Raw genomic sequence first — 25,384 nt, forward strand, 5'->3', positions numbered from 1 at the left:
CAGCGAAGAGCATCGCGCCCAAGGGCGCTCCTACAGTCGGTGGGGATGCGTCATCGGGGGGCGTGCCGCTCCCGCAGCACACCGACGGCATCGGCCAGCGACAGGCCGCGTGCGCGCAACAGCACGGTCAGGTGGTAAAGCAGGTCCGCACTCTCGCCGAGCAGCGCGGTTTCGTCCTGGGCGACGGCGGCCAGGGCCGTTTCCACGCCCTCTTCGCCCACCTTCTGCGCGACGCGGCGCACACCGGCCTCGAACAGCCGCGTGGTGTAACTGTCGGCCGGTCGTTCGCGCTCGCGCTGCGCAACGAGGGCATCCAGTTCCGACAGGAATGCCGACGGTGCCGACGGGAAGCAACTGGCGCGCTGCAGGTGGCAGGTGGGACCGTGCGGACGCGCGAGGACGAGCAGCGTGTCGTCGTCGCAATCGGCTTCGACCGACACCAGTTCCAGCACGTGGCCGGAGCTCTCTCCCTTGGTCCACAGCCGCTGCTTGCTGCGACTGAAGAAGGTCACGCGCCCGCCGGCAAGCGTGGCCTGCAGCGCTTCGCGGTTCATGTAGCCCAGCATCAGCACCCGCAGCGTCGCGGCGTCCTGCACGATGACGGGCAGCAGGCCGTTCCCCTTGTCCCAGTCGAGACGGGTGGCGTCGAACGCCGGTCGCCGGTTGTCAGTCGCCACGTCTCACCTCGATGCCTTGCTGCGCCAATGCCTGCTTCAGTGCCGGAATGCGGATGTGCCCGCTGTGGAATACGCTGGCTGCAAGCGCGCCATCCACATCCGCCTGCTGGAACACGTCGATGAAATGCGCCACCTCGCCCGCGCCGCCCGAGGCGACCAGCGGCACTTCGCAGATGGCGCGTACCGCGCGCAGCTGCACCAGGTCGTAACCCCGCCGCACGCCGTCCTGGTCCATGCAGTTCAGCACGATTTCGCCGGCGCCCAGGCGCTGCGCCTGCATGACCCAGTCCAGCGTCCTCAGCCCGGCACCCTGCATCTTCGAGGGGTCACCGGTGTAACGACGCACGCGCCATTCGCCGTCGGCTTCCAGGATGGAATCCACGCCGACCACGACGCACTGTACGCCGAAGGCCTGCGCCAGCTCACCGATCAGCTCCGGGCGCTCCAGCGCGGGCGTGTTGACCGACCCCTTGTCGGCCCCGCTGTACAGCACGCGACGGGCGGTCTCCACGTCGCGGATGCCACCCGCCACGCAGAACGGAATATCCAGCAGTCGCGAAACACGCTCGATCCAGGCGTAGTCCACCGAACGGCCTTCCGGACTGGCGCTGATGTCGTAGAACACCAGCTCGTCGGCCCCTTCGTCGCGGTAGCGCAGCGCCAGATCGGCGATATCGCCCATGTCGACGTGGTCGCGGAATTTCACGCCCTTGACCACGCGGCCTTCGCGCACGTCAAGGCAGGGAATGATGCGCCGGCTCAGCATATCAGCGCTTCCGGCAGGGCGAAGCGGCCTTCCAGCAAGGCGCGCCCGAGCACGATGCCGCCACAACCGGCATCGCGCGCTCCGACGATATCCGCCACCGCGCTCACGCCGCCCGAGGCCTGCACCGCCAACGTCGGGACGGTGGCGCGCAGGTAGGTGTACAGATCGAGGTTGGGCCCGCTCAGCATGCCGTCGCGGGCGATGTCGGTGCACAGCAGATGGCGCAGGCCGGCATCGGCGTAGCGCGTGGCGAGCGCGTCCAGGGTCTCGGCCGCGGTCTCGGTCCAGCCATGCACCGGCAGGCGCCACGCACCACCGGCATCGAGCCGTGTGTCCAGCGCCACGGTGATGCGCTCGCTGCCGAATTCGGCCAGCCACGACAGCACCGTATCCGGCTCACGGACCGCCAGTGAGCCGACCACCACCCGCTGTGCGCCGGCGTCCCGGATGCGTGCCACGTCGTCGCGATGGCGTACACCCCCGCCCGTCTGCCCCTTCAGCGCGGTCGTACGCGCGATCTCCCCCAGCAACGGCGCGAGCGTATAGCCGCCGGCACGCGCCGCATCCAGATCGACCAGGTGCAGCCATTCGGCACCCTGTGCGGCATAGCGCTGCGCGACCTCCAGCGGCGCGCCCTCGTAACGCGTCTCGCGGGCGTAGTCGCCCTGTGCCAGCCGGACCACGCGGCCATCGCGCACGTCGATGGCGGGATACACCGTGAAACCTGTCATTGCAGTCCGTACTCGATGAAGTTCTTCAGCAGTCGTGCGCCGACGGCGCCCGAGCGTTCGGGATGGAATTGCGCCCCCGCGACGTTGCCCCGCTGCACGACGGCGGCGAAGCGCTGGCCATGCTCGCTGCTGCACAGGCAGTCCTCGTCGACGGCGGCGGCATAGCTGTGTACGAAGTAGGCGTGGTCGCCGTCGGCGATGCCCTCCACCAGCGAACCAGCGCGTCGCCGCTGCAGGGTGTTCCAGCCCATGTGCGGCACGCGGATGCCGGGTGCGGCGTGCAGCTTGCGCACGCGTCCCGGCAGCAGGCCCAGGCAGGGGGTGTCGTCCTCCTCGGAATGCGCGAACAACAGCTGCACACCGACGCAGACGCCCAGCAGCGGCTTGTCCAGCGTGCGCAGCACGTCGACCAGGTCCAGTTCCCGCAGCCGCGCCATGCACACGGCGGCGGCGCCCACGCCGGGCAGGATCACCCGGTCCGCCGCGCGGATCGTCGCCGCGTCGCCAGTCAGTTCCGCGTCCACGCCCAGGCGCTGCAGCGCGTAGCGCACCGAGCCGATGTTGGAGCCGCCGGCATCGACCAGCACGACCTTCGTCACAGGGCCCCCTTGGTCGACGGCAGTTCGGCCCCCTCGCGCTTCACCGCCTGGCGCAGCGCGCGCGCCAGCGCCTTGAAGCTGGCCTCGACCTTGTGGTGGTCGTTGTCGCCTTCCACCTTCAGGTTGAGGTTCAGGCCTGCCGCATCGCACAGCGAACGGAAGAAATGCGGCACCAGTTCGGTCGGCAGGTCGCCGACGCGCTCGCGCCGGAACTCGCCGGTGAAGACGAAGTATGGCCGCCCACTGAAATCCAGCGCGGCGCTGGCCAGCGTCTCGTCCATCGGCAGGGTGAAGCCATAGCGGCCGATGCCACGCTTGTCGCCCAGCGCCTCTTTCAGCGCCTGCCCCAGCGCGAGGCCGGTGTCCTCGACGGTGTGGTGCTCGTCGATGTGCAGGTCGCCATCGGCGCGCACGTCGAGTGCGAACCCGCCGTGTTTGCCGATCTGTTCCAGCATGTGGTCGAAGAAGGGCAATCCCGTCTTCGCGACCGGCTCGGCGATGCGGTCGAGGTCCACCTCGACGCGGATCTTCGTCTCCTTGGTGTTCCGCTGCACCACCGCACGTCGCGGCGCATCCGCGAGTTCATGCGCAATGCCGGCCCAGTCCCACTCGCCGCCGAACTGCGCGGTCTTCAGCTGGAATGCCCGGATGTTCAGGTTCTCGGCGAACTGGTTGTCGGTCTGCCGGTCGCCCACCATCGCCGAACGCGACCAGTCGACGCTGCGGTCCTGCAGGTAGGGGATCACCAGACCGATGCCCGGCTTGCGCGTGGGACGATTCTCGTGCGGCCAGCTTTCGTCGATCAGCACGTCGCGGAAGCGGATGCCCTGGCTTTCGAAGACCTGCATCATCAGCGCGTGCGGCCCTTCGAACGAGGGGCGCGGGTACTGCTCCGAACCCAGGCCGTCCTGGTTGCTGACCATCACGAACTGGTAGCCCGCGTCGCGCAGCTTGAGCAGCGCCGGAACGACCCCGGGGACGAAGCGCAGCTTCTCGTAGGCGTCGATCTGGAAATCCTCGGGCTCCTCGATCAGGGTGCCGTCGCGGTCGATGAAGAGGATCGGTGTCATGGGGTGGGATTCGGGTTCAGGGCCGACAGCACGCGATCGTTCTGTTCCGGCGAGCCGATGGTGATGCGCAATGCGTCGTCCAGCTGGGGCGCGGCGCGCTGGTCGCGCACCACCACGCCGGCGGCGAGCAGTGCACGGAAAGCGCCATCAGGATCATCGAAGCGCCCCAGCAGATAGTTTCCCTGCGAAGGATAGACGCGGCGTACGCCGGGTATCCGCGCGAGCGCGTACAGCAGCCGTTCGCGCTCACGACGCACGACCGCCACGCGTTCCCGCGTCTGCTCCAGCGCCGTATCGGACAGGCCTTCCAGCGCGAGGTCGGCACACGGCGTGGGCACCGGATACGGTGCCTGGCAGCGCTGCAGCACGGCGACCAGTTCCGCGCCACCGATGACCACGCCGATGCGCGCGGCGGCCAGGGCATGCGCTTTCGATAACGTACGCAACACGGCGACGTTGGCGTGCGCACCCAGCAGCGTGGTCGCGGACGCGCCGTCGGCGAATTCGCCGTAGGCCTCGTCCACCACCACCAGCGCGTGGCCTTCCAGCGCGTGTGCCAGGGCTTTGATGCCGTCCAGCGGGATGGCCGAACCCGCCGGATTGGAGGGCGAGCACAGGAACACCAGCTTGGCCCCCTGACCGAGCGCCGCCTCGCGGATGGCGTCGAGATCGGCGCCGAAACCGGCGTCGCCATCGACCAGCGGCACCTCGATGATGCGTGCGCCCTGCAGCCGAGCGCAGACCACGTACATGCCGAACACCGGCGGCGTCACCACGATGGCGTCCTGTCCGGGCACGCACAGCGCGCGCACCAGCAGGTCGATGCCTTCGTCGCTGCCGCGCCCGACCAGCAGTTGCTCCGGCGCCACGCCATAAACCTGTGCCAGACGCGCGCGAAGCGCCGGTGGCTGCGGATCCGGATAGCGGCGGCTGCGACCCTGCCCGTCGGCTGGGTTGGCCCACGCCGATTCGTTGGCGTTCAGCCACACCTCGCCACGCAGGGCTTCGCTGCGCGCGGACTTGTAGCCGGCGAACCCTTGCAGGTCCGGGCGTACCAGGGAAAGCACGTCGCTCATGCGGCCGCCTTTCGCAGGCGCAGCGCCACGGCGTTGGCATGCGCATCCAGTCCTTCGGCGCGCGCGAGCGTCAGCGCGCACCCGCCGATGGCGGCAATGCCGGTACGGCTGGCCGACTGCACGCTGACGAAATTCTGGAAACTGGCCACACTCACACCGCTGTAGGCACGCGCGGCGCCGCCGGTCGGCAGCACGTGGTTGGTACCGCTGCAGTAGTCGCCTAACGCTTCCGGCGTGAAGTCGCCGAGGAACACCGAGCCGGCGGCTTCCACCTTGTCCAGCCGCGCGCGCGGTTCGCGCAGCGCCAGGATGAGGTGTTCCGGCGCGTAGCGGTTGCTGATGGCGAAGGCATCGTCGAGCGTGGCGACCTTGACCAGGCGCGAGGCCGACAACGCCTGCTGCGCGATATCCGCCCGGTCCAGACGGGCAAGCTGCGTGGCGAGTTCGTCCTGCACCCGGGCGATAAGGGCGTCGTCATCGGACAGCAGCAGCACCTGCGAGTCCGGGCCATGCTCGGCCTGCGAGAGCAGGTCCGCCGCGACGAAGGCCGCGTCGGCGCCCGCATCGGCGATCACCAGCACTTCCGAGGGACCCGCTGGCATGTCGATGGCGGCGGCGCCGGCCTGCGCGACCTGCTGCTTGGCTTCGGTCACGTAGCTGTTGCCGGGACCGAACAGCTTGTCGCACTTCGGCACGCTGTCCGTGCCGAAGGCCATCGCGGCGATCGCCTGCGCGCCGCCCAGCTTGAACACGCGACGCACACCCGTCAGTTGTGCGGCCACCAGCACGGCGGGATCGGCGCTGCCGTCGCGGCGTGGCGGCGTGCACAGCACGACTTCGCGGCAGCCGGCCAGGCGCGCCGGCACGCCCAGCATCAACGCGGTCGACGGCAACGGCGCACTGCCCGCGGGCACGTACAGGCCGACGCGCGGGATCGGCCGGATCATGCGTTCGCAGACCACACCGGGGGCGGTTTCCACGGCGTATGGCTGCGCCATGCCGGCACGGTGGAAGGCCTCGATCCGTTCCGCCGCCTCCTGCATCGCCTGGCGCAGAGCAGCCGGCACCGCCGTGTGGGCAGCGGCGAATTCTTCTTCGCCCACCTCGAATGCGGCCAGCTCCACGCCGTCGAAGCGTGCGGTGACCTCGCGCAGCGCCACGTCACCGCGCGCCTGCACGTCGGCCAGCAGGCCGGCCACGGCATCGCGCGTGCGTTGCGCGACCGCCTGCACGGGCCGTGCGAGCACGGCGTCGCGCCCGGCAGCATCCAGCGCATTCCAGTCGTACACCGGAGCGGGCGAAGCGCTCATGCCAGCGACCTCTCGACCGACAGCACCATCAATCCCTGCGCGCCGGCGCGCTGCAGTTCCTCCAACCGCTGCCAGGTGACCACGCCATGGCACATGGCCTGCAGCGACAGGGGGCCGTCCTCGCCGCCCGGCAGCGTGACCAGGCCCTCGCTGTCGGTCAGCAGGCGCGACAGCGCCGGCACGGTCTCGCGTTCGGCACGGAACATCAGCAGCTTGCTGTCCTTGAGTTTCAGCACGCCGTCGAGGCGGCGCAGCAGCATGTCGGCCAGACCGGCACGGGTGTCGTCGAACTCGCGCGCCGGACCGGCCAGCACCGCCTCACTCTCGAGCAGCGTTTCCACCGGCTTCAGCTGGTTGGCGGCGAGCGTGGCACCGCTGGAAACCAGATCGCAGATCAGGTCCGCCGTGCCCAGCTTGGGGGCGATCTCGACCGAACCGGACAGCTCGACGACGGCAGCATCGATCCCGCGCGCCCGCAGCCACTGCCGCAGCACGGAGGGATAGCTGGTGGCGATGCGCAGGCCCTGCAGCTGCTGCGGACCTTCCCATTCCCAGCTTTCGGGAATGGCCAGCATCAGCCGGCAACTGCCGAAGCCGAGCGGCCGCAGTTCGCGGTAGGCCTGTGGCAGCCCGATCAGGGCACGCTCGCCGGCCTGCTCATCCAGTTCGTTGCGGCCGACGATGCCGAAATCGCACACGCCGTCGGCGATCAGGCCGGGAATGTCGTCGTCGCGCACCAGCAGCAGGTCGACCGGCAGGGATTCGCCGTAGCAGAACAGCTTGTCGCGGCTTTCGCGCCAGCTCAGGCCGCAGGCGGCCAGCAGGGTGCGGGCCGGCTCGGCCAGCCGTCCGCTCTTCTGGATGGCGATGCGCAGACGCTCGCGCGTCGCGGGGGTCAGGGAGGGGCTCATGGAAGGACTCAGTGGGAGGCGGAAGCCGTCGCCGCCTGCTGGCGGTGGACGGCGGCGGCGGAAACACCGGCACCCCGCTCCAGGGTACGGGCGACGCGGCCGATCGTGGTCACGCTGACCTGGGTGAGATCGTGGATTTCCCGGTAGGGCACACCCTTCAACAGGAGCGGCACCACGCGCCAGCGGTCGGCCATGGCCTCCAGCTCGGCGGGCGTACACAGGTCCTCCAGGAAGGCACGCACCTCACCGGCTTCCGACAGCGCCACCAGGGCCTCCGCGAGGGCCTGCAGCGGCGCGTTGTCGGCGACTTCATCCTGGGGAGAGCGGCGCTTCATGTCGAGGGTGCACGCACTAATGTATTAACGTGTTAATACATTAAACGAATAACAGAGAGGCCGTCAACCCGGACACTGGCTGGAATGGGGATCGCTTTCCGTTACTTCCGGCATGGGCACGCCAGGGGACCGACGATGGGCTGGAGCGGGCAAGGACGATGAGTACACTGCCAAGGACGCCGGAAGGCGCCGCGGGTAACCGCCGCGGCGCCCTGACCGGCCACCCGGGGGGGACGGGCATGGGGCAACGGAACGACATCACATGGCATCGGCGGCTGGTGCAGTGGGTCCTGCTGCTGGCGTTATGGCCACTGGGTGCCGCGGCCGCGACGCAGGCGCACATCGCGCACGACGCCAGCTACCTGCCGCTGGCGCCGCAGACCAGCTACCTGCACGATGCCGGCGGCGCGGCCACGGTCGAGGACGCCAGGCGCCTGCTGGCCGAAGGCCGTTTCGCCCCCCTGCCCGATGGCGATGCCTCGTTCGGCTTCCAGACCGGCGCGTTCTGGTTCCGGGTGAACGTCGTCAACGGCAATCCGCGCGAGCAGCGCTGGCTGCTGGTACAGCAGTACGCGCTGAGCGACCGCATCGATGTGTACGCGCGCTACCCCGACGGCCACATGGTCCACCACGCCGGCGGCGACACGTTCCCGTTCGAGCAGCGCAGCATCCGCTACCGGCATCCGAACTTCTGGCTGGACCTGCCCAGCGGCCAGCCCGTCGAACTGCTGGTCAGGGTGCAGAGCCAGAGTTCGATGCAGGTGCCGCTGTTCTTGTATACGCCCGCCGCCTTCGCCGAGCTCTCGCGCGACGGGCAGCTGGGCATCGGTATCTACTACGGCATCCTGCTGGCGCTGTTCTTCTACAACCTGGTGCTGTGGCTGGTGCTGCGCGACGGCAGCTACTTCTGGTACCTGTTCCACATCACCGCGTTCGGGCTGGTGCTGTTCCCCCTGAACGGGCTGGGCTTCGAATACCTGTGGCCGCATTCCACCTGGCTGGCGGACAAGTCGGTGCCGCTCTCGGTCTGCCTGGCCCAGATCGGCATGCAGCAGTTCTCGCGCACCTTCCTCGACCTCAACACCCGATGGCGCTGGGGCGACCGCATCAGCAAGGCGATCATCGCGTTCTTCGTGCTGCTGGGCATCGCCGCCACCCAGCTGCCCTACCACGTGGCCACGCCGATCGCGTCGGCGGCCGTATTCCCCAGCATCGTCTGGATCGCGGTGGTCGCCCTGGTGGTGGTGCGCAGCGGTTATCGCCCGGCGAAGGTGTTCCTGCTGGCGTGGGCGATGTTCCTGCTGGGCACGGGCATCTTCGTGGCACTGGCATTCGGCCTGCTGCCCAAGACCTTCTTGACCGAATACGGCGTGCAGATCGGTTCTGCGCTGGAGATGCTGCTGCTGTCGGTGGCGCTGGGCTACCGTTACGCCGCGCTGCGCAACGAGAACGAGCGCATCGTGCGCGATGCGAAGACCCTGCTGGAGGAGCAGATCGTCGTCCGTCCCGGCGAACTGCGGCAGGCGATGTCGGAACTGCAGACGGCGCACCACCGCCTGCGCGAGTCCAGCCGCCTCGACGGTCTAACCGACCTGTACAACCGCACCCACTTCCGCGAAGCGTTCGAGCACCTGCTGTCGCAGTCGCGCAACTCGCGGCGTCCCATCTCGCTGCTGATGATCGACCTGGACCACTTCAAGCGCATCAACGACACCTACGGCCACCTGGTCGGCGACGACTGCCTGCGCTGCACGTCGAACACGCTGGCCGAGACGCTGCGGCCGTACGGTGCACTGCTGGCGCGCTTCGGCGGCGAGGAATTCATCGCCGCCCTGCCCGGCATGGGCCTGGGCGAGGCCAGCGTGGTGGCCGAGGAGCTGCGCCAGGCGCTGCGGACCGCGCCATGCCGAAGTGGCGAATTGGAGATCGCCGTTTCGGCCAGCATCGGCGTGCACTGCGTCGACCTGGAGGCCCGCGACAGCCTGGAGTCCGCGCTGCAGGTGGCCGACCAGGCGTTGTATGCGGCCAAGGCCGAAGGACGGGATTGCGTGCGGACGTTGTAGGGCGACCGGGTCCACTGTAGGAGCGACGTCAGTCGCGACCGTGCACCGTGAGAGCATGGACTTGGTCAGACCAGCGACAAGATCGCCGCACCGTCCTTGGCTGCCCTGTCGCAAGGGCAGCTTCATTCATGCGGTCGCGACTGACGTCGCTCCTACAGAGGACTCTCAGCGGTTCCGGACGGCGGCGAGGATCTCCCCCGACTCCACCAGGCGCACGGCGGTGGCGACTTCGCCATCCAGCGCGCGGTCGCGGTCGAGGAACGGGATCTTCGCGCGGATCGCCGCATGCGCGGCGGCCACGGCATGACCCGGATGGAAGGCCTCGCTGGCCGCCAGGGCGGCGCGCAGGGCATCGACCTCGGCCAGGAACACGTCGCGCCCCTCGGCGCCAGGCGATGGGCCGCCCGATACTTTCGTGGCCAGTCCTTCCGCATCGGTGCGGACCGACAGCGCGCGCGCGGCATTGATCATGTCGCGTCGCAGGTCCAGCGCCTGCGCGGCGGTGTACAGCTCCAGCGCCAGCACCTTGCCGAGGTCCTGCACCATCGCCAGCACGTGGCGCGCCTCGTTGGCACCCATCGACACATGGTCTTCCGCGTTCGCACTGGTCGGCACCGAGAACACGCTGGCCGGATGCGCGCGGCTGGCCAGATCGTTGACGATGGCCGCAGCGGTGTACTGCACGATCATGTGGCCCGACTCGGTGCCGTCCTCGTTGCCGATCAGGAACGCCGGCAGGCCGTCGTTGGTGGCCGGATCGACCAGCTTGTTGAGGCGGCGCTCGGAAATCGAGGCCAGCGTGGGGATGGCCGCCTTCACGTAGCTCATCGCCAGCGCCAGCGGCATGCCATGGAAGTGGCCGGCGGAGATCACCTGCTCTTCGACATGCTCGGCCTCGCGGTCGGGGAAGACCAGCGGGTTGTCGGTGACCGCGTTGAGTTCGATCTCCAGCACGCGCTTGGCCTGCTCCACCGCATCGCGCACGGCGCCATGCACCTGCGGAATGCAGCGCAGCGAATAGCTGTCCTGCGGCTGGTGCTTCTTGCCGCCACGGAACGGCATGCAGCGCTGGTAGAACTTCTCGCGGCCGTGGCGTTGGTCGACCGGCACCCAGTCCCAGCCGATGTCGAAGCGCAGCGCCTGCGCTTCGGCCGTATCCCAGCTGCGCGGCAGCCACGGGCGGAACTTCGGCACTAGGTGGTACGGGATGTCGGCCAGCGTCGAGCCATCCAGCAGGTCGCGCAACCGTGCCGCCACATGCACCTGGCCCGGGTGCGGACGCAGGGCGTGCACTTCCTCGGCGAAGGCGCCCAGGCGACCGGCGAACGCATCGATGGTCATCGCGGCGGCGAGGTCCGCCGTATCCAGCAACTGGTCCAGCCGGTAGGTCGCCAGCACGCCCATCGCCAGCATCTGCGCCGTGCCGTTGTTCAGCGCCAGGCCTTCCTTGTAGGACAGCGAGACCGGCGACAGCCCGGCGCGCTTGAGGGCTTCCGCACCCGGCATGCGCTCGCCATCGTAGAACGCCTCGCCGCCGCCCAGCAGCACGGTGGCCAGGTGCGACAACGGGGCCAGGTCGCCCGATGCGCCCACCGAGCCCAGCGACGGCACCACCGGCACGATGCCGGCATTGAGCATTGCGGCAAGCGCCAGCAACGTCTCGACGCGGATGCCGGAGTGTCCTTTCAGCAACGTGTTGATGCGGATGCCCAACATGGCGCGGACGATCTCCGGCGCCATCGGCTCGCCCACGCAGACGGCATGGGTGACGATCAGGTTGTACTGCAGCTCTTCGTGCAGCGAGCGGCCGGACTTCACCGCGCCCGGCAGTTCGTCGCGCAGCGGATGCGCGCCCAGCAGCTTGTCGGCATTGCTGCCGAAACCGGTGGACACGCCGTAGATCGGTTCCTCGCGGCGGACCTGTTCGGCCAGGAAGTCGGCCGCGCGTGCGACCGCCTTCAGCGCGCCCTTGTCCAGTTCGACGCTGGCGCCGAACGCGATCTCGACCAGCTTGTCGCGGGTGAGCGAGGCACCATCCAGCAGGATCGGCTTCATGTCAGCGCCCCGCCAGTGCGCGCGCCTGTTCCAGCTCCACCTTCAGGCTGCTGGCCAGTTCCTCGCGCTTCACGTCGAACTGCTGCTCGCGCAGCAGGTCCTTCACCGTCACCACACCACGCGCCAGTTCGTCCTCGCCCGCCAGCACCACGAAGCGGATGCCCGCGCGCGAGGCGTACTGGAACTGCTTGGCCAGCTTGCGGCTTTCCATCTGCACTTCGGTGTTGATGCCGGCCGCGCGCAGGCGGCGGGCGATATCCAGCGACTCGGCCAGCTGGCCCTCGTCCATCAGGGCGACCATGGCCTGCACGCTGCTCTCGTCGCTGCCGGCGATCAGGCCAGCCTCGCGCAGCTGCCAGAACAGGCGGGTCAGGCCGATGGAGATGCCCACGCCCGGCAGCTTCGACTTGGTGTAGTGGCTGGCGAGGTCTTCGTAGCGGCCGCCGGAGCAGATCGAGCCGATCTGCGGGCACTCGTCCAGCTGGGTCTCGTAGACGGTGCCGGTGTAGTAGTCCAGGCCGCGGGCGATGGAGAAGTTCAGGCAGTACGCGCTTTCCGGCACGCCCAGCGCCTTGACCAGGTCCAGCACTTCGCGCAGTTCGGCGGTGCCCTGGTTGAAGGTGTCGCTGCCCTGCCCCAGCGCGTCGAGCTTCGCGAGCGCATCGGCGTGGCCGGTGCTGCGCACGGCGATGAAGTCCAGGATGCGGTCCACGCCCTCAGCCGACATGCCGAAGCCTTCGCCGGTCAGCGTCTCGCGCACGTAGTCGGCGCCGCGCTTGTCCAGCTTGTCGACTTCGCGCAGCACCAGCGCCTGCTGTTCGCCGTCGGTGACGCCCTGCGCCTCGAAGAAGCCGCGCATCAGCTTGCGGTTGTTCAGCTGGATGGTGAAGTCGCCGATGCCCAGGTCGCTGAACACGGCATGGATCACCGCCAGGATCTCGGCATCGAAACGCACGCTCAGTGCGTCCTTGCCGATCACGTCGATGTCGCACTGGTAGAACTCGCGGAAACGGCCGCGCTGCTGGCGCTCGCCGCGGTAGACGCGCTGGATCTGGTAGCGGCGGAACGGGAACGTCAGTTCGTGTTCGTGCTCGGCCACGTAACGGGCCAGCGGCACGGTCAGATCGAAGCGCAGCGCCAGTTCGGGCAGGCCCTCGCCTTCCTTCGCCAATGCACCGGTGGACTGGACGAAGTAGACCTGCCGCTCGGTTTCGCCGCCGGACTTGGTCAGCAGGGTCTCGGACAGCTCGAAGACCGGCGTTTCCACGGGCAGGAAGCCGAAGCGCTCGTAGTTCCTGCGGATGGTGTCCAGCATGCGCTGGAAGGCGATCTGCTCGCGCGGGAGCAGTTCCATCACTCCGGGCGGGGTACGGGGCTTGATCAAGCGGGCAACTCCGACATGCGTAGACCGCGCATTTTACGTGTCCGGCGCCATCGGCCGCAGCCTTCCGGTGCCGCGGACCCGCGTGTGGCGAAAAGTCGGCCCCGGGTCTTGCCGGAACCGGGGCCGGTCACTACAATGGCGCGCTCAGTCGGGGTGTAGCTCAGTCTGGTAGAGCGCTACGTTCGGGACGTAGAGGTCGCAGGTTCGAATCCTGTCTCCCCGACCAATTGAAAAAGCCGGCCCTGGGCCGGCTTTTTTGTGCCTGAAGGAACGGTTCTCACGCGACCGGAACCCGCGCCGCCGCCTTCAGAACGCCACAAACGCCTGCAGGCGCAGATATCGGTACGAATAACTGTCGGTCCCCGTATCCGTCAGCACCGGCGTATCCGTGTAGCCGGCATCCAGCCGCAGCCATGTGTCCTTCCAGCGCGGCGTCTCCACGCCCACTTCCAGCATGCGCGCCCGCTTGGACGTGTCGCCCGCGCTGCGCTGCCGGCCCAGGCCCGCGCGCGCCGTGTACTGATAGCCACCCACGTGCCGGCGCCAGCCCACCACGCCCAGCGCCTCGCCGTACCAGCGCGGCGAATAGTAGTCCGCCTCGCGCGGCTCGCTGTTGCGGTAGTAGCGCGTACGCAGCTGCAGGCTGAGACCCTGCTCCGGCGCCACCGCGAACACTACGTTGCCGCGCAGGTGCGTGCGCAGGTTGTCGCCCACCCCGAAGTCCTGCAGGCCCGCCACGCCGCTGGCCGACCAGCGCTCGCCCATCGGCACGTCGATGCCCGCGCCCGCGAAGGTCTGCACCCAGCCCTGTGCGATGCCGTTGCGCGTCTCCAGCACGTCGCGCTCGATGAAGAACTCCTTGCGGTAGGCGTCCAGGCTGTGGATCGATGCACGGCCGATCAGGTCGTCCCCGTTCGTGCCCACATCGCCGTCCCACCGCCACCGCTCGCCCGCATCGCCCGCGCCGCTGACGAACACGCGGTCCTGGTCGTCGCGCCAGCCACGCCCGGAAAAGCGCGCGTGCTCCACCTTCACGCCCCACCAGTGCTCGATGTCGCGATGGTCCACGTCCCAGCCCAGCGCCAGCTTGCGGGCCTCGTTGCCATCCGCGTCCGATCCCACCCACAGATCGGTGCGCACGGCCTGGGTGGTTCCGTCGGTTTCCGCCTGCGCCAGCGCAGCGGGGGCCGCAGCGGCCAGGGCCAGCGCGGCGGTCATCAGGTATGGCTTCATCATTTGGTCCCCCAGGTCTTGCGCAGGCGCAGCAGTTCGGCGGCATAGCCCATCACGCACACCGGCTGCAGGATCATGGTGTAGGCCAGCGTGTAGAACACGAAGCCGGAGATGTTCCGCCGGACCCGCAGATCCTGGCTTTTGAACATGCGCGACTGCACCCGGAAGATGACGATGTTCCACAGCGCCGCCAGCGGCAGCACCAACAGGGTCATGATGCCGGCGATCCAGTAATAGCCGAAGAAGGCCAGCACGATGCCGGGAATGAAGGCGAACGTGTACACCAGGTCCAGCGGCAGGAACAGCAGGTTCCACCAGATGAACAGCGTGGTCATGCGCGGCTTCACCAGCAGGCGGCCGTGGCGCGCGAAGGCTTCCATCAGGCCACGCGACCAGCGCTGGCGCTGGCGGGCGAACTGACCCACCTTCGTGGGCACCTTGGTGAACAGGCAGGCCTCTTCGCAATAGCCGATGCGCGCGCCGGTTTCCAGCAGCGCCCACGACACCACGATGTCCTCGCCGACGCACTCGGGCCAGCCGCCCACGCCTTCCAGCGACGCGCGGGTGTAGAGCGAGAATGCGCCCTGCGCCACCAGCGTGCCGTGGTACATGCTCTGCATGCGCTTCACCGCCGCGATGCCGTGGAAGTAGTCCCACTCCTGGCTGCGCGTCAGCCAGTTCTCGCGCGAGTTGCGCACCAGCACCGCGCCGGCAACGGCCACCGTGCCGGGCGGATCGGACAGGAAGCGTTCCACCAGCTTGCGCAGCGCGTCGGCGCGCAGGTAGGAATCGCCGTCCACGGTGACCACCAGCGCCTGGCGCGTCTCGGCCAGACCGCGGTTCAGCGCCTTGGACTTGCCGCCATTCTTCGGCTGCGCCAGCACGCGGATCCGCAGGCCCGGGCGCGCGAGCTGGACGGCCATCGCACGGGCGATGGCCAGGCTGTCGTCGGTCGAGCCGTCGTCGATCACCACCACTTCCACGCTGCCCGGATAGTCCTGGCGCGCCAGGCTGGTCAGGGTATCGGCGATGTTCTCGCTCTCGTTGTAGCAGGCGACCAACACGCAGACGTCCGGCAGACGGTCGTACTTGCGCAGCACCGGGCGGCGGTCGGACAGGATGGAACCGATCAGGAAGGCATTCATGAACCCCGGCACGTACGCGATGAACGCGATCACGAACAGCGCCAGCCCGAAGCCCAGCGGCTTGGACAGCTCGTTCAACCAGGGCTGGGACAGCTTCACCGACATCGCGGCCCAGGCCAACGACGCGAGCAGGATGAAGATGTATTTCGCCCGGACGGGCACATAGAAGCGGCGGCGCGCGGGCGCGGCATCGCCCACGGGCTGCCAGGACGGCTCGGCGACCGGTTCAGGCGGCGAGGTGTCCGGCAGCGGGAGGGACGTCTTGACGTCGTACATGGGGGGATTGCATCGACAGGGGGGCGCCCCTTCAATGCAATTGCCGTGCCACACGTCACATCACGCAATAACGGAGATTTCACTGCATTTTGCAACGTCCGTCACAAAAACATGACGCTTCGCGTCACTTTTCGCCCTCGGAGACCCCCAGCAATCCGGGGTGCCGCACCTGCCCTTCGCCGCGCACCACGAAGCGTTCGACGGTCAGTGCTTCCAGGCCCATGGGGCCGTAGGAATGCAGCCGGGTGGTGGAGATGCCGATTTCGGCGCCCAGCCCCAGTTCGCCGCCATCGGAGAAGCGCGAGGACGCGTTCACCATGACCACGGCCGAACGCAGGGCGTGCACGAACGCGTCCGCGTGGGCGGGATCGCGGGTGACGATCACTTCGGTATGGTCCGACGTATGGCGGCGGATATGGGCAATGGCGGCGTCGAGGTCGTCGACCACGCCGATGGCGAGGACCAGGTCAAGGAACTCGGCGGCGAAGTCCTCCTCGGTCGCCGCCGCCGCATCCGGTATCCATGCCCTGCCCGCCTCGTCCACGCGCAGGTCCACGCCGCGTGCGCGCAGCGCGGCCGCGGCCTTCGGCAGGAAGCTCGGCGCGATGTCGCGATGGACCAGCAGGGTCTCCAGTGCGTTGCAGGCCGACGGCCGGGACACCTTGCCGTCCACCAGCAGCGCCAGCGCCAGGTCCTCGTCGGCGCCGGCATCCACGTACTGGTGGCAGACGCCCTTGTAGTGCTTGATCACCGGCACGCGCGCGTGCTCGGCCACGAAGCGGATCAGCCCCTCGCCGCCGCGCGGGATCACCAGGTCGATGATGTCGCTGAGCTGGATCAGTTCCAGGATGGTCTCACGGCGCAGGTCTTCGACCAGCGTCAGCACCGCCTCCGGCAGGCCGGCATCACGCAGCGCGCGCTTCAGCGATGCCGCGATGGCGGTGTTGGAATGGATCGCTTCCGATCCGCCGCGCAGGATCACCGCGTTGCCGGCCTTCAGGCAAAGCGCGGCGGCGTCGGCCGTCACGTTCGGGCGTGCTTCGTAGATCATCGCGATCACGCCCAGCGGCACGCGCACGCGCTCGACATGGATTCCGTTGGGCCGGTCGTAGGCACGGGTGACCTGGCCCACGGGGTCCGGCAGCTCTGCCACTTCGCGCACGGCAGCGGCGATGCCCTGCAGGCGTGCCGTATCGAGCCGCAATCGATCCAGCATGGCGCTGCCGATGCCTTTTGCGGCGGCCGCTTCGATATCGCGCGCATTGGCGGCCAGGATCACGGCTTCGTCGGCCAGCAGGGCATCGGCCATCGCGCGCAGCAGGGCGTTCTTGGCCTCCGTCGGCAAGGATGCGATGGCCGTCGCTGCGTCGCGGCATTGCAGGGCCAACGTCTTGATGTCGGTCATTCGATTTCCTTGCTCACGATCGGTCATGGAACCCATGCCCTTGTAGGAACGCCCTCGGGCGCGATGCTTTTCGATCTGGATTCCCGAGCAGGAGCATTGCGCCCGAGGGCGCTCCTACAAAAGCGTGTGGTACGGGGAGGCGATGCCTCATAGCAGCACCAGATCGTCGCGATGCACGACGTTCTCGCCATAGGTGTAACCGAGTATGCCCTCGATCTCGCGCGAATGGCGCCGGGCGATGCGGCGGATGTCCACCGCCGAGTACTGGCTGACGCCGCGTGCGATGCGGCGTTCGCCTGCATCGTCGCGCAGCACCAGCTCGACCATGTCGCCGCGGCGGAAGTCGCCCTCCGCCGTGGTCACGCCGCCCGGCAGCAGCGAGGCACCCTTCTGCCCCATCGCGTTCGCCGCACCGGCATCCACCACGATGGCGCCAGCCTCCACCGGCACGTTGCGCAGCCAGTACTTGCGCGCAGCCAGACGGTTCTGCGCGGGGCGGAAACGCGTGCCGATCAGCGCACCACGCGCCAGGGCGGACACGGTGCCCGCCTGCGTGCCGTTGAACAGGAAGGTCTCGATGCCGGCGGCGGCCGCCTTCGCCGCGGCTTCCAGCTTGGTGTGCATGCCACCGGTACCGACACCGCTGCCGGCGCCGCCGGCCATGGCGAAGAACTCGGGCGTCAGCGCTTCCACGTCCAGGATCGGCTGCGCCCCGGCCTGCGTGCGCGGGTTGGCGGTGTAGAAGCCGTCGATGTCGGTGGCGATGAACAGGGCGTCGGCATCCACCAGCGCGGCCACGACCGCGGCGAGGTTGTCGTTGTCGCCCAGCTTGAGCTCGTCGACGGAGACCGTGTCGTTCTCGTTGACCACAGGCAACGCACCGAGCGCCAGCAGTTCCTGCAGCGTCGCGCGCGCATTGAGGTAGCGACGCCGTTTGCGCAGGTCGTCGTGGGTCAGCAGGACCTGCGCGACGGGCCGATCGAAGAACCGCTGCCACAGCGCGATCAGCTGCGCCTGCCCGAGTGCGGCCAGCGCCTGCCGTTCGGCCATCGCGGCGCCGGCCTGCGGCTTGCGGTGCAGCAGGCCGCGTCCCGCCGCCACCGCCCCTGACGACACGATCACCACTTCGCGCCCGGCCGCGATGCTGGACGACACGAACTGCGCCAGGTTCAGCGCATGGCGCGGACTGAGTCCTTCGCCCTCGCCCGCCAGCAGGCTGCTGCCGACCTTGAGCACGGCACGGCGCCAGGCCGGCAAGGGTTGTTCTGCGAACGGAAGCGGCGAGGCGGGCGTCATGGTCGGATCAGCGGGTGTTCCATTCGTACACGGTGAGGTCGGAAGTGCCGGTCAGCGCCAGGGGATCGCGGGCCGCGACCGCCCGCGCCTCGTCCAGCGAGGATACGTTCACCAGCACGTAGGCGCCGCCCGACCTGCCGCTGAAACCGCCGGTCATTTCCAACTGCCCCATCGCGCGCAGTTCTTCGAGGAAGGCGAGGTGCGGCGCGATGACCGCATCGTCGAACGACGGCCGACGCATCGCCATGACCAGGTAGCGCGTCACAACGCCTCCCATCGCGCGACCAGGGCATCCAGGCGCAGGTCCGCCGCGGCGCCAGGCGACGTCCGCGCGGCCAGGCTGCCCTCCGGTGTGCGCCCCTCCCCTGCGCTGTCCGCGGATGCGGCGGCCGCCTTGTAGGCCTCGCGGAACGGGACCCCTGCCCCCGCGGCTTCGACGGCGACATCGGTGGCATACATGCCCGAATCGATCGCCGCACGCAGCCGGTCCCCGCGCCATTCCAGGTTCGCCAGCAGCGCCGGCAGCAGTTCCAGGGCCGGCAATCCGCGGCCGAAGCCATGCAAGATCGCGCCCTTGCTGGCCTGCAGGTCGCGGTGGTACCCGGACGGTAGCGACAGCAGCTGTTCGATCTCCATCCGTGCTGCCGCGACGCTGGCATGGGTGGCGCGCATCAGCTCGATCACGTCCGGGTTGCGCTTGTTCGGCATGATCGAACTGCCGGTGGTGTACTGCGCCGGCAGCGCGACGAAGCCGAACTCGGCGCTGGTGAACAGCGACAGGTCCCACGCGATGCGGCGCAGGTCCAGCGTGGCGCCGCCCAGCGCTTCCAGCGCGGCCAGTTCGAACTTGCCGCGCGAGAGCTGCGCGTAGAGGGGGCTGACCTGCATGCGCGCGAAGCCCAGCGCGGCGGTGGTGTGCTCGCGGTCCAGCTTGAGGTTGACGCCGTAGCCCGCCGCGGTGCCCAGCGGATTGGCATCCACCAGCTTCAGCGTGTCGCGCGCGCGCATGGCATTGTCGATGAAGGCTTCCGCCCAGCCCGCCCACCACATGCCGGCCGACGACACGACCGCCCGCTGGATGTGCGTGTAGCCGGGCAGCGGCAGGTCGCGTTCGGCCTGCGCGCGGTCCAGTGCCACCTTGGCGATCTCGCGCGACAGCACCGCCACGCGGTCCAGCTTTTCCTTCAGCCACAACCGCGTGGCCACCAGGATCTGGTCGTTGCGGCTGCGTCCGGTATGGATCTTGCGGCCGGCATCGCCCAGGCGTTCGGTCAGCCGCGCCTCGATGGCGGAGTGGCCATCTTCGAAACGCTCATCCAGCACGAAGTCGCCGCGCTGGAAATCCTCGGCAAGGATCGCCAGTTCGCGCTTCAACCCGGCCAGTTCGTCGCCCGACAGGATGCCGATGCGCTGCAGGCCTTCGGCATGCGCGGTGCTCGCCTGGATGTCGTGCAGGAAGAACTCGCGTCCAGCACCACGTCGTCACCTGCAAGGAAACGCTGGATCTCCGCATCCACCGCCACGCCGGGCTTCTGCCACAACAGATTCGTCATCGAAATCTCCATAGAACTGTAGGAGCGCCCTCGGGCGCGATGCTTTTCTACGACCCATGATCGCGCCCGAGGGCGCTCCTCCAAAGGCACGCCTTCGAGCTCTTCATGGCCGAACGCCAGGTTGAGGTTCTGCATCGCCTGCGTCGCCGCGCCCTTGAGCAGGTTGTCCAGGGTCGCGACCACGACCAGACGCTTGCCGCCGGGGGCCAGGGTGAAGCCGCCGATCTCCACGCCGTGCCGGCCCGCGATGCGGCTGACCCAGGGCGCCTCGTCCAGCACCTGGATCAACGGTTCGCCCGCATAGCGCTCGCGATACAACGCACGGACGTCTTCGATCTTCATCGCCGTCTGCAGCCACAGGTTCACCGTCATGGTGATGCCACGGAAGTGCGGCGCCACGTGCGGCATGAACTCCACCGGCAGACCGAGTTGGCGGCTGACCTCGCGCTCGTGCAGATGGTCGGCCAGCGCGTAGGGCATCAGGTTGTCCCGCAGCAGCTCGGTGTTGTTCTTGTCCGACGGCGTGGTGCCCGCGCCGGAATAGCCGGACACGCCGAAGCACTGCGGCGGACCGGCCAGACGGTCCTTCAGCGGGGCGATGGCCAGCTGCATGGCGGTGGCGTAGCAGCCCGGATTGCTGATGCGCTTCTGTCCCGCGTACTTCTGCCGGGTCAGTTCGGGCAGGCCGTAGTACCAGCGCTCGTCGAAACGGTAGTCGGCGGACAGGTCGACCACAACGGTATCCGGCGCCTGCGCGTCGATGGCCGCGACAAGCTCAGCGGCCTTGCCGTTGGGCAGCGCCAGGATCACCGCGTCCGCGCCCTTGCCGCCCACCTGTTCGTGGCTCAGGTTCTCGTAGCGCAGTTCGCCGGAGAACTCCGGGATGTGTTCGCTGACCTTCTGTCCGTCGAGCTCGCGCGAGGACACGAACGCCAGTTCGAGGTGCGGATGGCGCGCGATCAGGCGGATCAGCTCGGCGCCTGTGTGCCCGCGGGCGCCGACGATGCCGACGGTCTTGGAGGTGCTCATGGGGAATCCTGTTCGTGCCGTGCCAGCTTGGCCAGCAGGTTGCGTTTCACCGCCGGCCATTCGCCGTCGATGATCGAGAAGACGACGGTGTCCCGCAGGGAGCCGTCGGAGTGGCGCTTGTGGTTGCGCAGGACGCCGTCCTGCTTGGCACCCAGCCGGGCGATGGCGGCACGCGAGCGGGGATTGAACCAGCTGGTCTCGAACACCACGCTGATGCAGCCCAATGTCTCGAACGCATGCGTGAGCAGCAGCAGCTTGGCTTCGGTATTGACCCCGGTCCGCTGCACTTCCGGCGCGTACCAGGTGTAGCCGATGCTGAGCTTGGGCACGTCCGCTTCCATTCCGTAGAAGCGGGTGCTGCCGACGACGCGTCCCTGCGCATCGCGCACCACGAACGGCAGCACGCGCCCATCCGCCTGCGCCGCCAGCGCCGCGTCCACATATGCGTCCACACGGGCCGCCGTCGGCACCTGGGTGACCCACAGCGCGGCAAGCGCGTCGCCCGCCAGGGCCGCGCGCAGGCCGTCGACATGCGCATGCGCCATCGGCTCCAGGTGCGCATGCCGCCCCGCCAGGGTGGGCATCTCGCGCCATGCGGGCGGCAGGTCGTCGATCGCCATGGTCAGTCCTTCAGGGTCGGCTGACGTGTGCGGCAGTGGGCCACGCAGCGCTCGATGTCCGCGAAATCCTCGATGCCGTACCAGAACACCTTCCACTTTTCCTGCTTGTAGCAGCCATCGGACTCGGCGTAGTAGAAGATGTTCACCTGGTTGTTGTGGCGCGAGCGCCAGAACAGCTGCGGATTCTCCTCGCGCATCACGTGCCAGACAGCGCGCCCCAGGCCCTCGCCCTGCGCATCGTCCAGCACGGCGAACTTGTCCAGGTAGGCGAAGCCCTCCTCCCGCGTGAGGATCAGCGCGGTGCGGTAGTTCTCGCTGATGTAGACACGGTAAGGCGTGGTGCGCTGGAAGTAGTCCGGCACCAGCGTGCGGCCGAAGCTGGATTCGATCAGCGTCTTCAGTCGCGCCAGGTCCACACCGTCCCAGCTGCCTTCGAACCGCAGCACGCGCTCGCCGCGCCGCACCAGCGTGCCGGAACCGCGATGGGTGAACAGCTCCTTGGCCAATTCGGCGGGCTTGGTGATGGACACCGACGAGGTCAGCGGCAGGCGGTCCAGCAGATCCTTGATCTGCTCGATCTTCACCCGCATCCCGCCGTTGATCCACGGCTGCGCCATCAGTTCATCGTATTCGGTCGACAGGTTGATCGAATCGATCACCCGGCCTTCCGCATCCAGCAGGCCACCGGTGCCGGTCAGGAAGATGATCTTGTACGGCTGCAGCACCTGCACCAGTTCGTTGGCGGCGAAGTCGGCATTGATGTTGAGGATCTGCCCGCCGACGGTCTCGCCCATACTGGCGATGACGGGAATGGAGCCCGCCTTCAGGCTGGCCTCGATCGGGGCCTGGTTGATGCGGGTGACATCGCCGACCAGGCCGTAGGTGGACTGGTCCTTGTACTCGGCCTCGAAAACGCCCGAGACGATCGACGTGGCGCGCGCACCGACCTGCTGCAGTGCCTCGACCAGGGCCAGGTTCTGCTGCAGGAATACCTTGCGCACGATGGCCAGCACCTCCGGCGTGGGGACGCGCAGGCCGTTGACGGTCTGTTTGGCTATGCTCGCCGCCGTCATTTCCTCGTCCAGCTGCGGCCCCGCGCCATGCACGACGATCGGCGTCAGGCCGACTTCCTGCAGGAAGGTCAGCGAGGACGTCAGCGACTCGAGGTCGTCGCGCAGCACGGCTCCGCCGACCTTCACCACGGCGAAGCGCTTGGCGTCCAGCTGCGAGAAGCGCTTGACGTACTGCGAGATCTCCTTCGCGCTGGCCATGCTGGACAGCAGCCGGATGATGGTCTGGCGGGGTTGCTTGTTCGATTCCATGTCTCTTGCTTTCGTGGGGCGAGCCTCGGCCCGCCGTCATCATCATTGCGCATGGCGGGCCGAGGCCCGCACTACGGTGTTATTGGAGGATCCTTGCCATGCTCTCGGCGTACCGCTGCAACTGTTCCAGCGACACCCACTCGTCGGCGGTATGTGCCTGGGCGATGTCGCCGGGACCGTAGACGAAGGCGGTCAGGCCGGCCGCGGAGAACAGCGAGGCTTCCGTCCAGAAATCCACCGCATTGCCGATCGGCAGGCCCAGCTCGTCGGCCAGGTCCCGCGCGGCCAGGCGGCGTTCCTCCGCACGGGCCACATCGCCCGATGGCAGCGACGGGCCGCGGAAGGTCTCTTCGTACTCGGCCAGCGCATCGGCATTGGCCAAGCCACGGAACGTGGCGTGCAACTCGGCCGGATCCTGCGACGGCAGTGGGCGGAAACCGAAACGGACTTCGGCACTGGGCGCGATCATGTTCGCCTTGATGCCGCCTTCGACCCGTCCGATATTGAAGCGCAGGCCGGTCAGGCCGCCGAAACGCAGGTGATGCTGGGCCTGCACGAAATCCAGCGCCGATGTGCCCCAGCGCATCGCATTGTGGAGCGCACTGAGCGAGAGCGCATTCTCGGCGGAGGCGTGCCCGGCCTGGCCCTTGAACGCCATGCGAACAGCGCTGATGCCGCGATGCGCCAGCACGGCCTGGCACTGCGTGGGTTCGGCGATGATCGCCTCGCCGAACCCATGTTCGCGCGCCAGGAAGGCTGCGATGCAGCGGGCATCGTTCGCTTCCTCGTCCGTCGTGAACAGGAACGCAGCGTCGCCTTTCGTCACCTGCGCGGCGGCCACCAGCGCGGCGGCCGCGCCCTTGATGTCGCAGGCACCCAGGCCGATGGCACGGTCGCCTTCGATGCGCAGCACGTGCGGATCGGCGCTCCACGCCGGCGAGGACGGCACGGTGTCCAGGTGCACGTTGAACACCCGCTTCGGCTGCCCGCGCACGGCGAAGAACGACACCGCACCGGCGCCGTGGTCGGTCACTTCGATGGTGAAGTCCGCCAGCTGCGTGCGCAGATAGTCGAAGATCCCGTCGGTGCCGATGTCGCGCGGCGGGTTGCGGGTGTCGAAGGACACCAGCTTTTCGAGATGTTGGATAACGGATTGCAGCATGCTGTCAGCCAGGTTCCTGTAGGAGCGCGCCATGCGCGCGATGCTTTACCGGTGTTTCAACGAGGCAGGAGCATCGCGGCCATGGGCCGCTCCTACACCGATGTCATGGTCAGCGGTTGATCTCGGCCCACAGGGTCGAGCTCATGCCGAACAGCTTGATGAAGCCCTCGGCCTCCTCGACGCCCCAGTCCGCCGACTGCGCGTAGGTCGCGCCCTTGGCGTTGAGGATGTGCGGGGACTTCACCGCCACCGCGTCGACGCGGCCGCCGCGGGTTTCCAGCATCACCTCGCCGTTGACGGTGGCCTGCGAGGACTGCAGGAAGGCTTCCAGGTCCGCCTTCAGCGGATCGTGGTAGAAGCCTTCGTACACCAGCTCGACCCACTTGCGCGCGATCTCGGGCTTGAAGCGGTTCTGCTGTTTGGTCAGCACGGCCTCTTCCAGCGCGCGGTGCGCGGCCAGCAGCGAGACCAGACCCGGCGCTTCGAACACGATGCGTCCCTTCAGGCCGATCACGGTGTCGCCCGTGTACACGCCGCGGCCCACGCCATAGGGCGCGAACAGCGCGTTCAATTTCGCCAGCAGCGCGGCGCCGGCGACGGGCTGTCCGTCCAGGCTGACCGCCTCGCCGTTCCTGAAGCCGACCGTCACCCGCAACGGTTCCACCGGCCACTCGGCGCGCGGCGCGCACCAGCCACGGGCGCCCTCGCCCGGAGCCGACCAGGTGTCGATCTCGCCGCCGGACATGGTCAGGCCCAGCAGGTTCTCGTTGATGGTGTAGCTCTTCTGCTTGGCGCGCACGCCGAAGCCGCGCTCTTCCAGGTAGGCCTGTTCGTAGGCACGGGTCTGCGTGTGTTCCTTCTGGATCTCACGGATCGGCGCCACGATGCGGTAGTCGCCGCTGGCCTTCACCGCAAGATCGAAACGCACCTGGTCGTTGCCCATGCCGGTGCAACCGTGCGCGATGGCATTGGTGCCCAGCTCGGCGGCCCGCTTCAGCGCGGCGTCGACGATCAGGTAGCGGTCGGACACCAGCAGCGGGTACTGGCCCTGGTAACCCTCGCCCGCCCACACGAAAGGCTTGACGAAGCCCTCCCAGATCGCCGGGCCACCATCGACGGTGACGTGGCTGGCCACGCCCAGCTCGGCGGCGCGCTGCTCGATGAAGGCGCGTTCTCCGGCATCCACGCCGCCGGTGTCGGCGAACACGGTGTGCACGTTCCAGCCCCGTTCCTTCAGGTAGGGCACGCAGAAGCTGGTGTCGAGGCCGCCGGAGAAGGCGAGGACGATGTCTTTGGACTGGTTCATGGGTGTGGGAGGAGTGAGTGGAGAGGAGTGAGGAGTGAGTAGAAGCGGGGGCGCGGGGGG

At 68.3% G+C, this 25,384-nt stretch carries 21 protein-coding genes, 1 tRNA gene and 2 pseudogenes; 2 read left to right on the top strand and 22 right to left on the bottom strand.

Going from position 1 to position 25,384, the window contains the following annotated elements; all coding sequences use genetic code 11:
• Positions 1–50: 50 nt before the first annotated feature.
• Genes hisIE through CSC76_RS08555 form a run of 9 tightly spaced genes read right to left on the bottom strand, consistent with a single transcriptional unit; the run spans position 51 to position 7,475 of the window.
• The gene (gene hisIE, locus CSC76_RS08515; RefSeq protein ID WP_162109605.1) at positions 51–677 is read right to left on the bottom strand and encodes a bifunctional phosphoribosyl-AMP cyclohydrolase/phosphoribosyl-ATP diphosphatase HisIE; all 627 of its coding nucleotides are present in this window, start codon (positions 675–677) and stop codon (positions 51–53) included.
• The gene (hisF, locus tag CSC76_RS08520) at positions 667–1,443 is read right to left on the bottom strand and encodes an imidazole glycerol phosphate synthase subunit HisF (RefSeq protein WP_162109606.1); all 777 of its coding nucleotides are present in this window, start codon (positions 1,441–1,443) and stop codon (positions 667–669) included. Before hisF ends, hisIE begins: the two co-directional genes overlap by 11 nt.
• Complete coding sequence (gene hisA / locus CSC76_RS08525; protein ID WP_162109607.1) at positions 1,437–2,174, bottom strand: 1-(5-phosphoribosyl)-5-[(5-phosphoribosylamino)methylideneamino]imidazole-4-carboxamide isomerase; 738 nt, start codon at positions 2,172–2,174, stop codon at positions 1,437–1,439. Before hisA ends, hisF begins: the two co-directional genes overlap by 7 nt.
• Positions 2,171–2,773: an imidazole glycerol phosphate synthase subunit HisH gene (hisH, locus tag CSC76_RS08530; protein WP_162109608.1), complete on the bottom strand. Its 603-nt coding sequence runs from the start codon at positions 2,771–2,773 to the stop codon at positions 2,171–2,173. The genes hisA and hisH overlap by 4 nt, the downstream gene beginning before the upstream one ends.
• Positions 2,770–3,843 carry a bifunctional histidinol-phosphatase/imidazoleglycerol-phosphate dehydratase HisB gene (gene hisB / locus CSC76_RS08535; RefSeq protein WP_162109609.1) on the bottom strand — a complete coding sequence of 358 codons (1,074 nt, stop codon included), beginning with the start codon at positions 3,841–3,843 and terminating at the stop codon, positions 2,770–2,772. Before hisB ends, hisH begins: the two co-directional genes overlap by 4 nt.
• Entirely contained in the window at positions 3,840–4,919 is a 1,080-nt protein-coding gene (gene hisC / locus CSC76_RS08540; RefSeq protein ID WP_162109610.1) for a histidinol-phosphate transaminase, read from the bottom strand. The genes hisB and hisC overlap by 4 nt, the downstream gene beginning before the upstream one ends.
• Positions 4,916–6,229, bottom strand: a complete 1,314-nt coding sequence (gene hisD, locus CSC76_RS08545; RefSeq protein ID WP_162109611.1) for a histidinol dehydrogenase — start codon at positions 6,227–6,229, stop codon at positions 4,916–4,918. The genes hisC and hisD overlap by 4 nt, the downstream gene beginning before the upstream one ends.
• A complete protein-coding gene (hisG, locus tag CSC76_RS08550; protein WP_162109612.1) occupies positions 6,226–7,140 on the bottom strand; it encodes an ATP phosphoribosyltransferase in 915 nt (304 codons plus the stop codon). The genes hisD and hisG overlap by 4 nt, the downstream gene beginning before the upstream one ends.
• 8 nt (positions 7,141–7,148) lie before the next feature.
• Entirely contained in the window at positions 7,149–7,475 is a 327-nt protein-coding gene (locus tag CSC76_RS08555) for a YerC/YecD family TrpR-related protein (protein ID WP_162109613.1), read from the bottom strand.
• A 158-nt stretch (positions 7,476–7,633) separates the two neighbouring features.
• Between CSC76_RS08555 and CSC76_RS08560 the strand changes: the two genes are divergently transcribed.
• Complete coding sequence (locus CSC76_RS08560; protein ID WP_162109614.1) at positions 7,634–9,538, top strand: sensor domain-containing diguanylate cyclase; 1,905 nt, start codon at positions 7,634–7,636, stop codon at positions 9,536–9,538.
• A 165-nt stretch (positions 9,539–9,703) separates the two neighbouring features.
• Here CSC76_RS08560 and CSC76_RS08565 read toward each other — a convergent pair whose 3' ends face one another.
• Both CSC76_RS08565 and hisS read right to left on the bottom strand, forming a co-directional pair.
• Positions 9,704–11,593, bottom strand: coding sequence for an HAL/PAL/TAL family ammonia-lyase (locus CSC76_RS08565; RefSeq protein ID WP_162109615.1), 1,890 nt, complete (start codon positions 11,591–11,593; stop codon positions 9,704–9,706).
• Position 11,594: 1 nt separating this feature from the next.
• A complete protein-coding gene (hisS, locus tag CSC76_RS08570; RefSeq protein WP_162109616.1) occupies positions 11,595–12,977 on the bottom strand; it encodes a histidine--tRNA ligase in 1,383 nt (460 codons plus the stop codon).
• A 149-nt stretch (positions 12,978–13,126) separates the two neighbouring features.
• Here hisS and CSC76_RS08575 point away from each other — a divergent pair.
• Positions 13,127–13,203: transfer RNA gene (locus CSC76_RS08575), tRNA-Pro, on the top strand.
• A gap of 80 nt (positions 13,204–13,283) precedes the next feature.
• Here CSC76_RS08575 and CSC76_RS08580 read toward each other — a convergent pair.
• The 11 genes and pseudogenes from CSC76_RS08580 to CSC76_RS08630 all read right to left on the bottom strand — a co-directional run bounded on the left by CSC76_RS08580 (position 13,284) and on the right by CSC76_RS08630 (position 25,324).
• A complete protein-coding gene (locus CSC76_RS08580) occupies positions 13,284–14,210 on the bottom strand; it encodes a hypothetical protein (RefSeq protein WP_162109617.1) in 927 nt (308 codons plus the stop codon).
• Positions 14,210–15,631, bottom strand: a complete 1,422-nt coding sequence (locus CSC76_RS08585; protein WP_162109618.1) for a glycosyltransferase family 2 protein — start codon at positions 15,629–15,631, stop codon at positions 14,210–14,212. Before CSC76_RS08585 ends, CSC76_RS08580 begins: the two co-directional genes overlap by 1 nt.
• A gap of 124 nt (positions 15,632–15,755) precedes the next feature.
• On the bottom strand, positions 15,756–17,036 hold the full coding sequence (locus CSC76_RS08590; RefSeq protein ID WP_162109619.1) for a glutamate-5-semialdehyde dehydrogenase: 1,281 nt from the start codon (positions 17,034–17,036) through the stop codon (positions 15,756–15,758).
• Between the two features lie 147 nt (positions 17,037–17,183).
• Positions 17,184–18,332, bottom strand: a complete 1,149-nt coding sequence (proB, locus tag CSC76_RS08595; protein ID WP_162109620.1) for a glutamate 5-kinase — start codon at positions 18,330–18,332, stop codon at positions 17,184–17,186.
• Positions 18,333–18,339: 7 nt separating this feature from the next.
• Positions 18,340–18,609 carry a YciI family protein gene (locus CSC76_RS08600; RefSeq protein ID WP_162109621.1) on the bottom strand — a complete coding sequence of 90 codons (270 nt, stop codon included), beginning with the start codon at positions 18,607–18,609 and terminating at the stop codon, positions 18,340–18,342.
• Positions 18,594–19,885: pseudogene (locus CSC76_RS08605) on the bottom strand (argininosuccinate lyase). Before CSC76_RS08605 ends, CSC76_RS08600 begins: the two are co-directional and overlap by 16 nt.
• An 87-nt stretch (positions 19,886–19,972) precedes the next feature.
• Positions 19,973–20,914 (bottom strand): annotated as a pseudogene (argC, locus tag CSC76_RS08610) (N-acetyl-gamma-glutamyl-phosphate reductase); the annotation flags it as partial.
• Positions 20,911–21,534, bottom strand: coding sequence for a GNAT family N-acetyltransferase (locus CSC76_RS08615; protein ID WP_162109622.1), 624 nt, complete (start codon positions 21,532–21,534; stop codon positions 20,911–20,913). The gene CSC76_RS08615 and the pseudogene argC, both read right to left, overlap by 4 nt.
• Positions 21,535–21,536: 2 nt before the next feature.
• Positions 21,537–22,856 carry an acetylglutamate kinase gene (locus tag CSC76_RS08620; protein ID WP_162109623.1) on the bottom strand — a complete coding sequence of 440 codons (1,320 nt, stop codon included), beginning with the start codon at positions 22,854–22,856 and terminating at the stop codon, positions 21,537–21,539.
• Positions 22,857–22,935: 79 nt separating this feature from the next.
• Positions 22,936–24,018, bottom strand: coding sequence for an acetylornithine deacetylase (locus tag CSC76_RS08625; RefSeq protein ID WP_162109624.1), 1,083 nt, complete (start codon positions 24,016–24,018; stop codon positions 22,936–22,938).
• Positions 24,019–24,127: 109 nt separating this feature from the next.
• Positions 24,128–25,324 carry an argininosuccinate synthase gene (locus CSC76_RS08630; RefSeq protein ID WP_162109625.1) on the bottom strand — a complete coding sequence of 399 codons (1,197 nt, stop codon included), beginning with the start codon at positions 25,322–25,324 and terminating at the stop codon, positions 24,128–24,130.
• Between the last annotated feature and the right edge of the window lie 60 nt (positions 25,325–25,384).

It is taken from the genome of Pseudoxanthomonas mexicana (assembly GCF_010093385.1).
GTDB classification, from domain to species: domain Bacteria; phylum Pseudomonadota; class Gammaproteobacteria; order Xanthomonadales; family Xanthomonadaceae; genus Pseudoxanthomonas_A; species Pseudoxanthomonas_A mexicana.

What these genes read in the sequence shown, in the direction of transcription:
- hisF (WP_162109606.1), bottom strand. Translation starts at nt 1,443, where the DNA reads ATGCTGAGCCGGCGCATCATTCCCTGCCTTGACGTGCGCGAAGGCCGC.
- hisA (WP_162109607.1), bottom strand. Translation starts at nt 2,174, where the DNA reads ATGACAGGTTTCACGGTGTATCCCGCCATCGACGTGCGCGATGGCCGC.
- hisB (WP_162109609.1), bottom strand. Translation starts at nt 3,843, where the DNA reads ATGACACCGATCCTCTTCATCGACCGCGACGGCACCCTGATCGAGGAG.
- hisC (WP_162109610.1), bottom strand. Translation starts at nt 4,919, where the DNA reads ATGAGCGACGTGCTTTCCCTGGTACGCCCGGACCTGCAAGGGTTCGCC.
- hisD (WP_162109611.1), bottom strand. Translation starts at nt 6,229, where the DNA reads ATGAGCGCTTCGCCCGCTCCGGTGTACGACTGGAATGCGCTGGATGCT.
- hisG (WP_162109612.1), bottom strand. Translation starts at nt 7,140, where the DNA reads ATGAGCCCCTCCCTGACCCCCGCGACGCGCGAGCGTCTGCGCATCGCC.
- CSC76_RS08555 (WP_162109613.1), bottom strand. Translation starts at nt 7,475, where the DNA reads ATGAAGCGCCGCTCTCCCCAGGATGAAGTCGCCGACAACGCGCCGCTG.
- CSC76_RS08560 (WP_162109614.1), top strand. Translation starts at nt 7,634, where the DNA reads ATGAGTACACTGCCAAGGACGCCGGAAGGCGCCGCGGGTAACCGCCGC.
- CSC76_RS08565 (WP_162109615.1), bottom strand. Translation starts at nt 11,593, where the DNA reads ATGAAGCCGATCCTGCTGGATGGTGCCTCGCTCACCCGCGACAAGCTG.
- CSC76_RS08580 (WP_162109617.1), bottom strand. Translation starts at nt 14,210, where the DNA reads ATGAAGCCATACCTGATGACCGCCGCGCTGGCCCTGGCCGCTGCGGCC.
- CSC76_RS08585 (WP_162109618.1), bottom strand. Translation starts at nt 15,631, where the DNA reads ATGTACGACGTCAAGACGTCCCTCCCGCTGCCGGACACCTCGCCGCCT.
- CSC76_RS08590 (WP_162109619.1), bottom strand. Translation starts at nt 17,036, where the DNA reads ATGACCGACATCAAGACGTTGGCCCTGCAATGCCGCGACGCAGCGACG.
- proB (WP_162109620.1), bottom strand. Translation starts at nt 18,332, where the DNA reads ATGACGCCCGCCTCGCCGCTTCCGTTCGCAGAACAACCCTTGCCGGCC.
- CSC76_RS08600 (WP_162109621.1), bottom strand. Translation starts at nt 18,609, where the DNA reads ATGGGAGGCGTTGTGACGCGCTACCTGGTCATGGCGATGCGTCGGCCG.
- CSC76_RS08615 (WP_162109622.1), bottom strand. Translation starts at nt 21,534, where the DNA reads ATGGCGATCGACGACCTGCCGCCCGCATGGCGCGAGATGCCCACCCTG.
- CSC76_RS08620 (WP_162109623.1), bottom strand. Translation starts at nt 22,856, where the DNA reads ATGGAATCGAACAAGCAACCCCGCCAGACCATCATCCGGCTGCTGTCC.
- CSC76_RS08625 (WP_162109624.1), bottom strand. Translation starts at nt 24,018, where the DNA reads ATGCTGCAATCCGTTATCCAACATCTCGAAAAGCTGGTGTCCTTCGAC.
- CSC76_RS08630 (WP_162109625.1), bottom strand. Translation starts at nt 25,324, where the DNA reads ATGAACCAGTCCAAAGACATCGTCCTCGCCTTCTCCGGCGGCCTCGAC.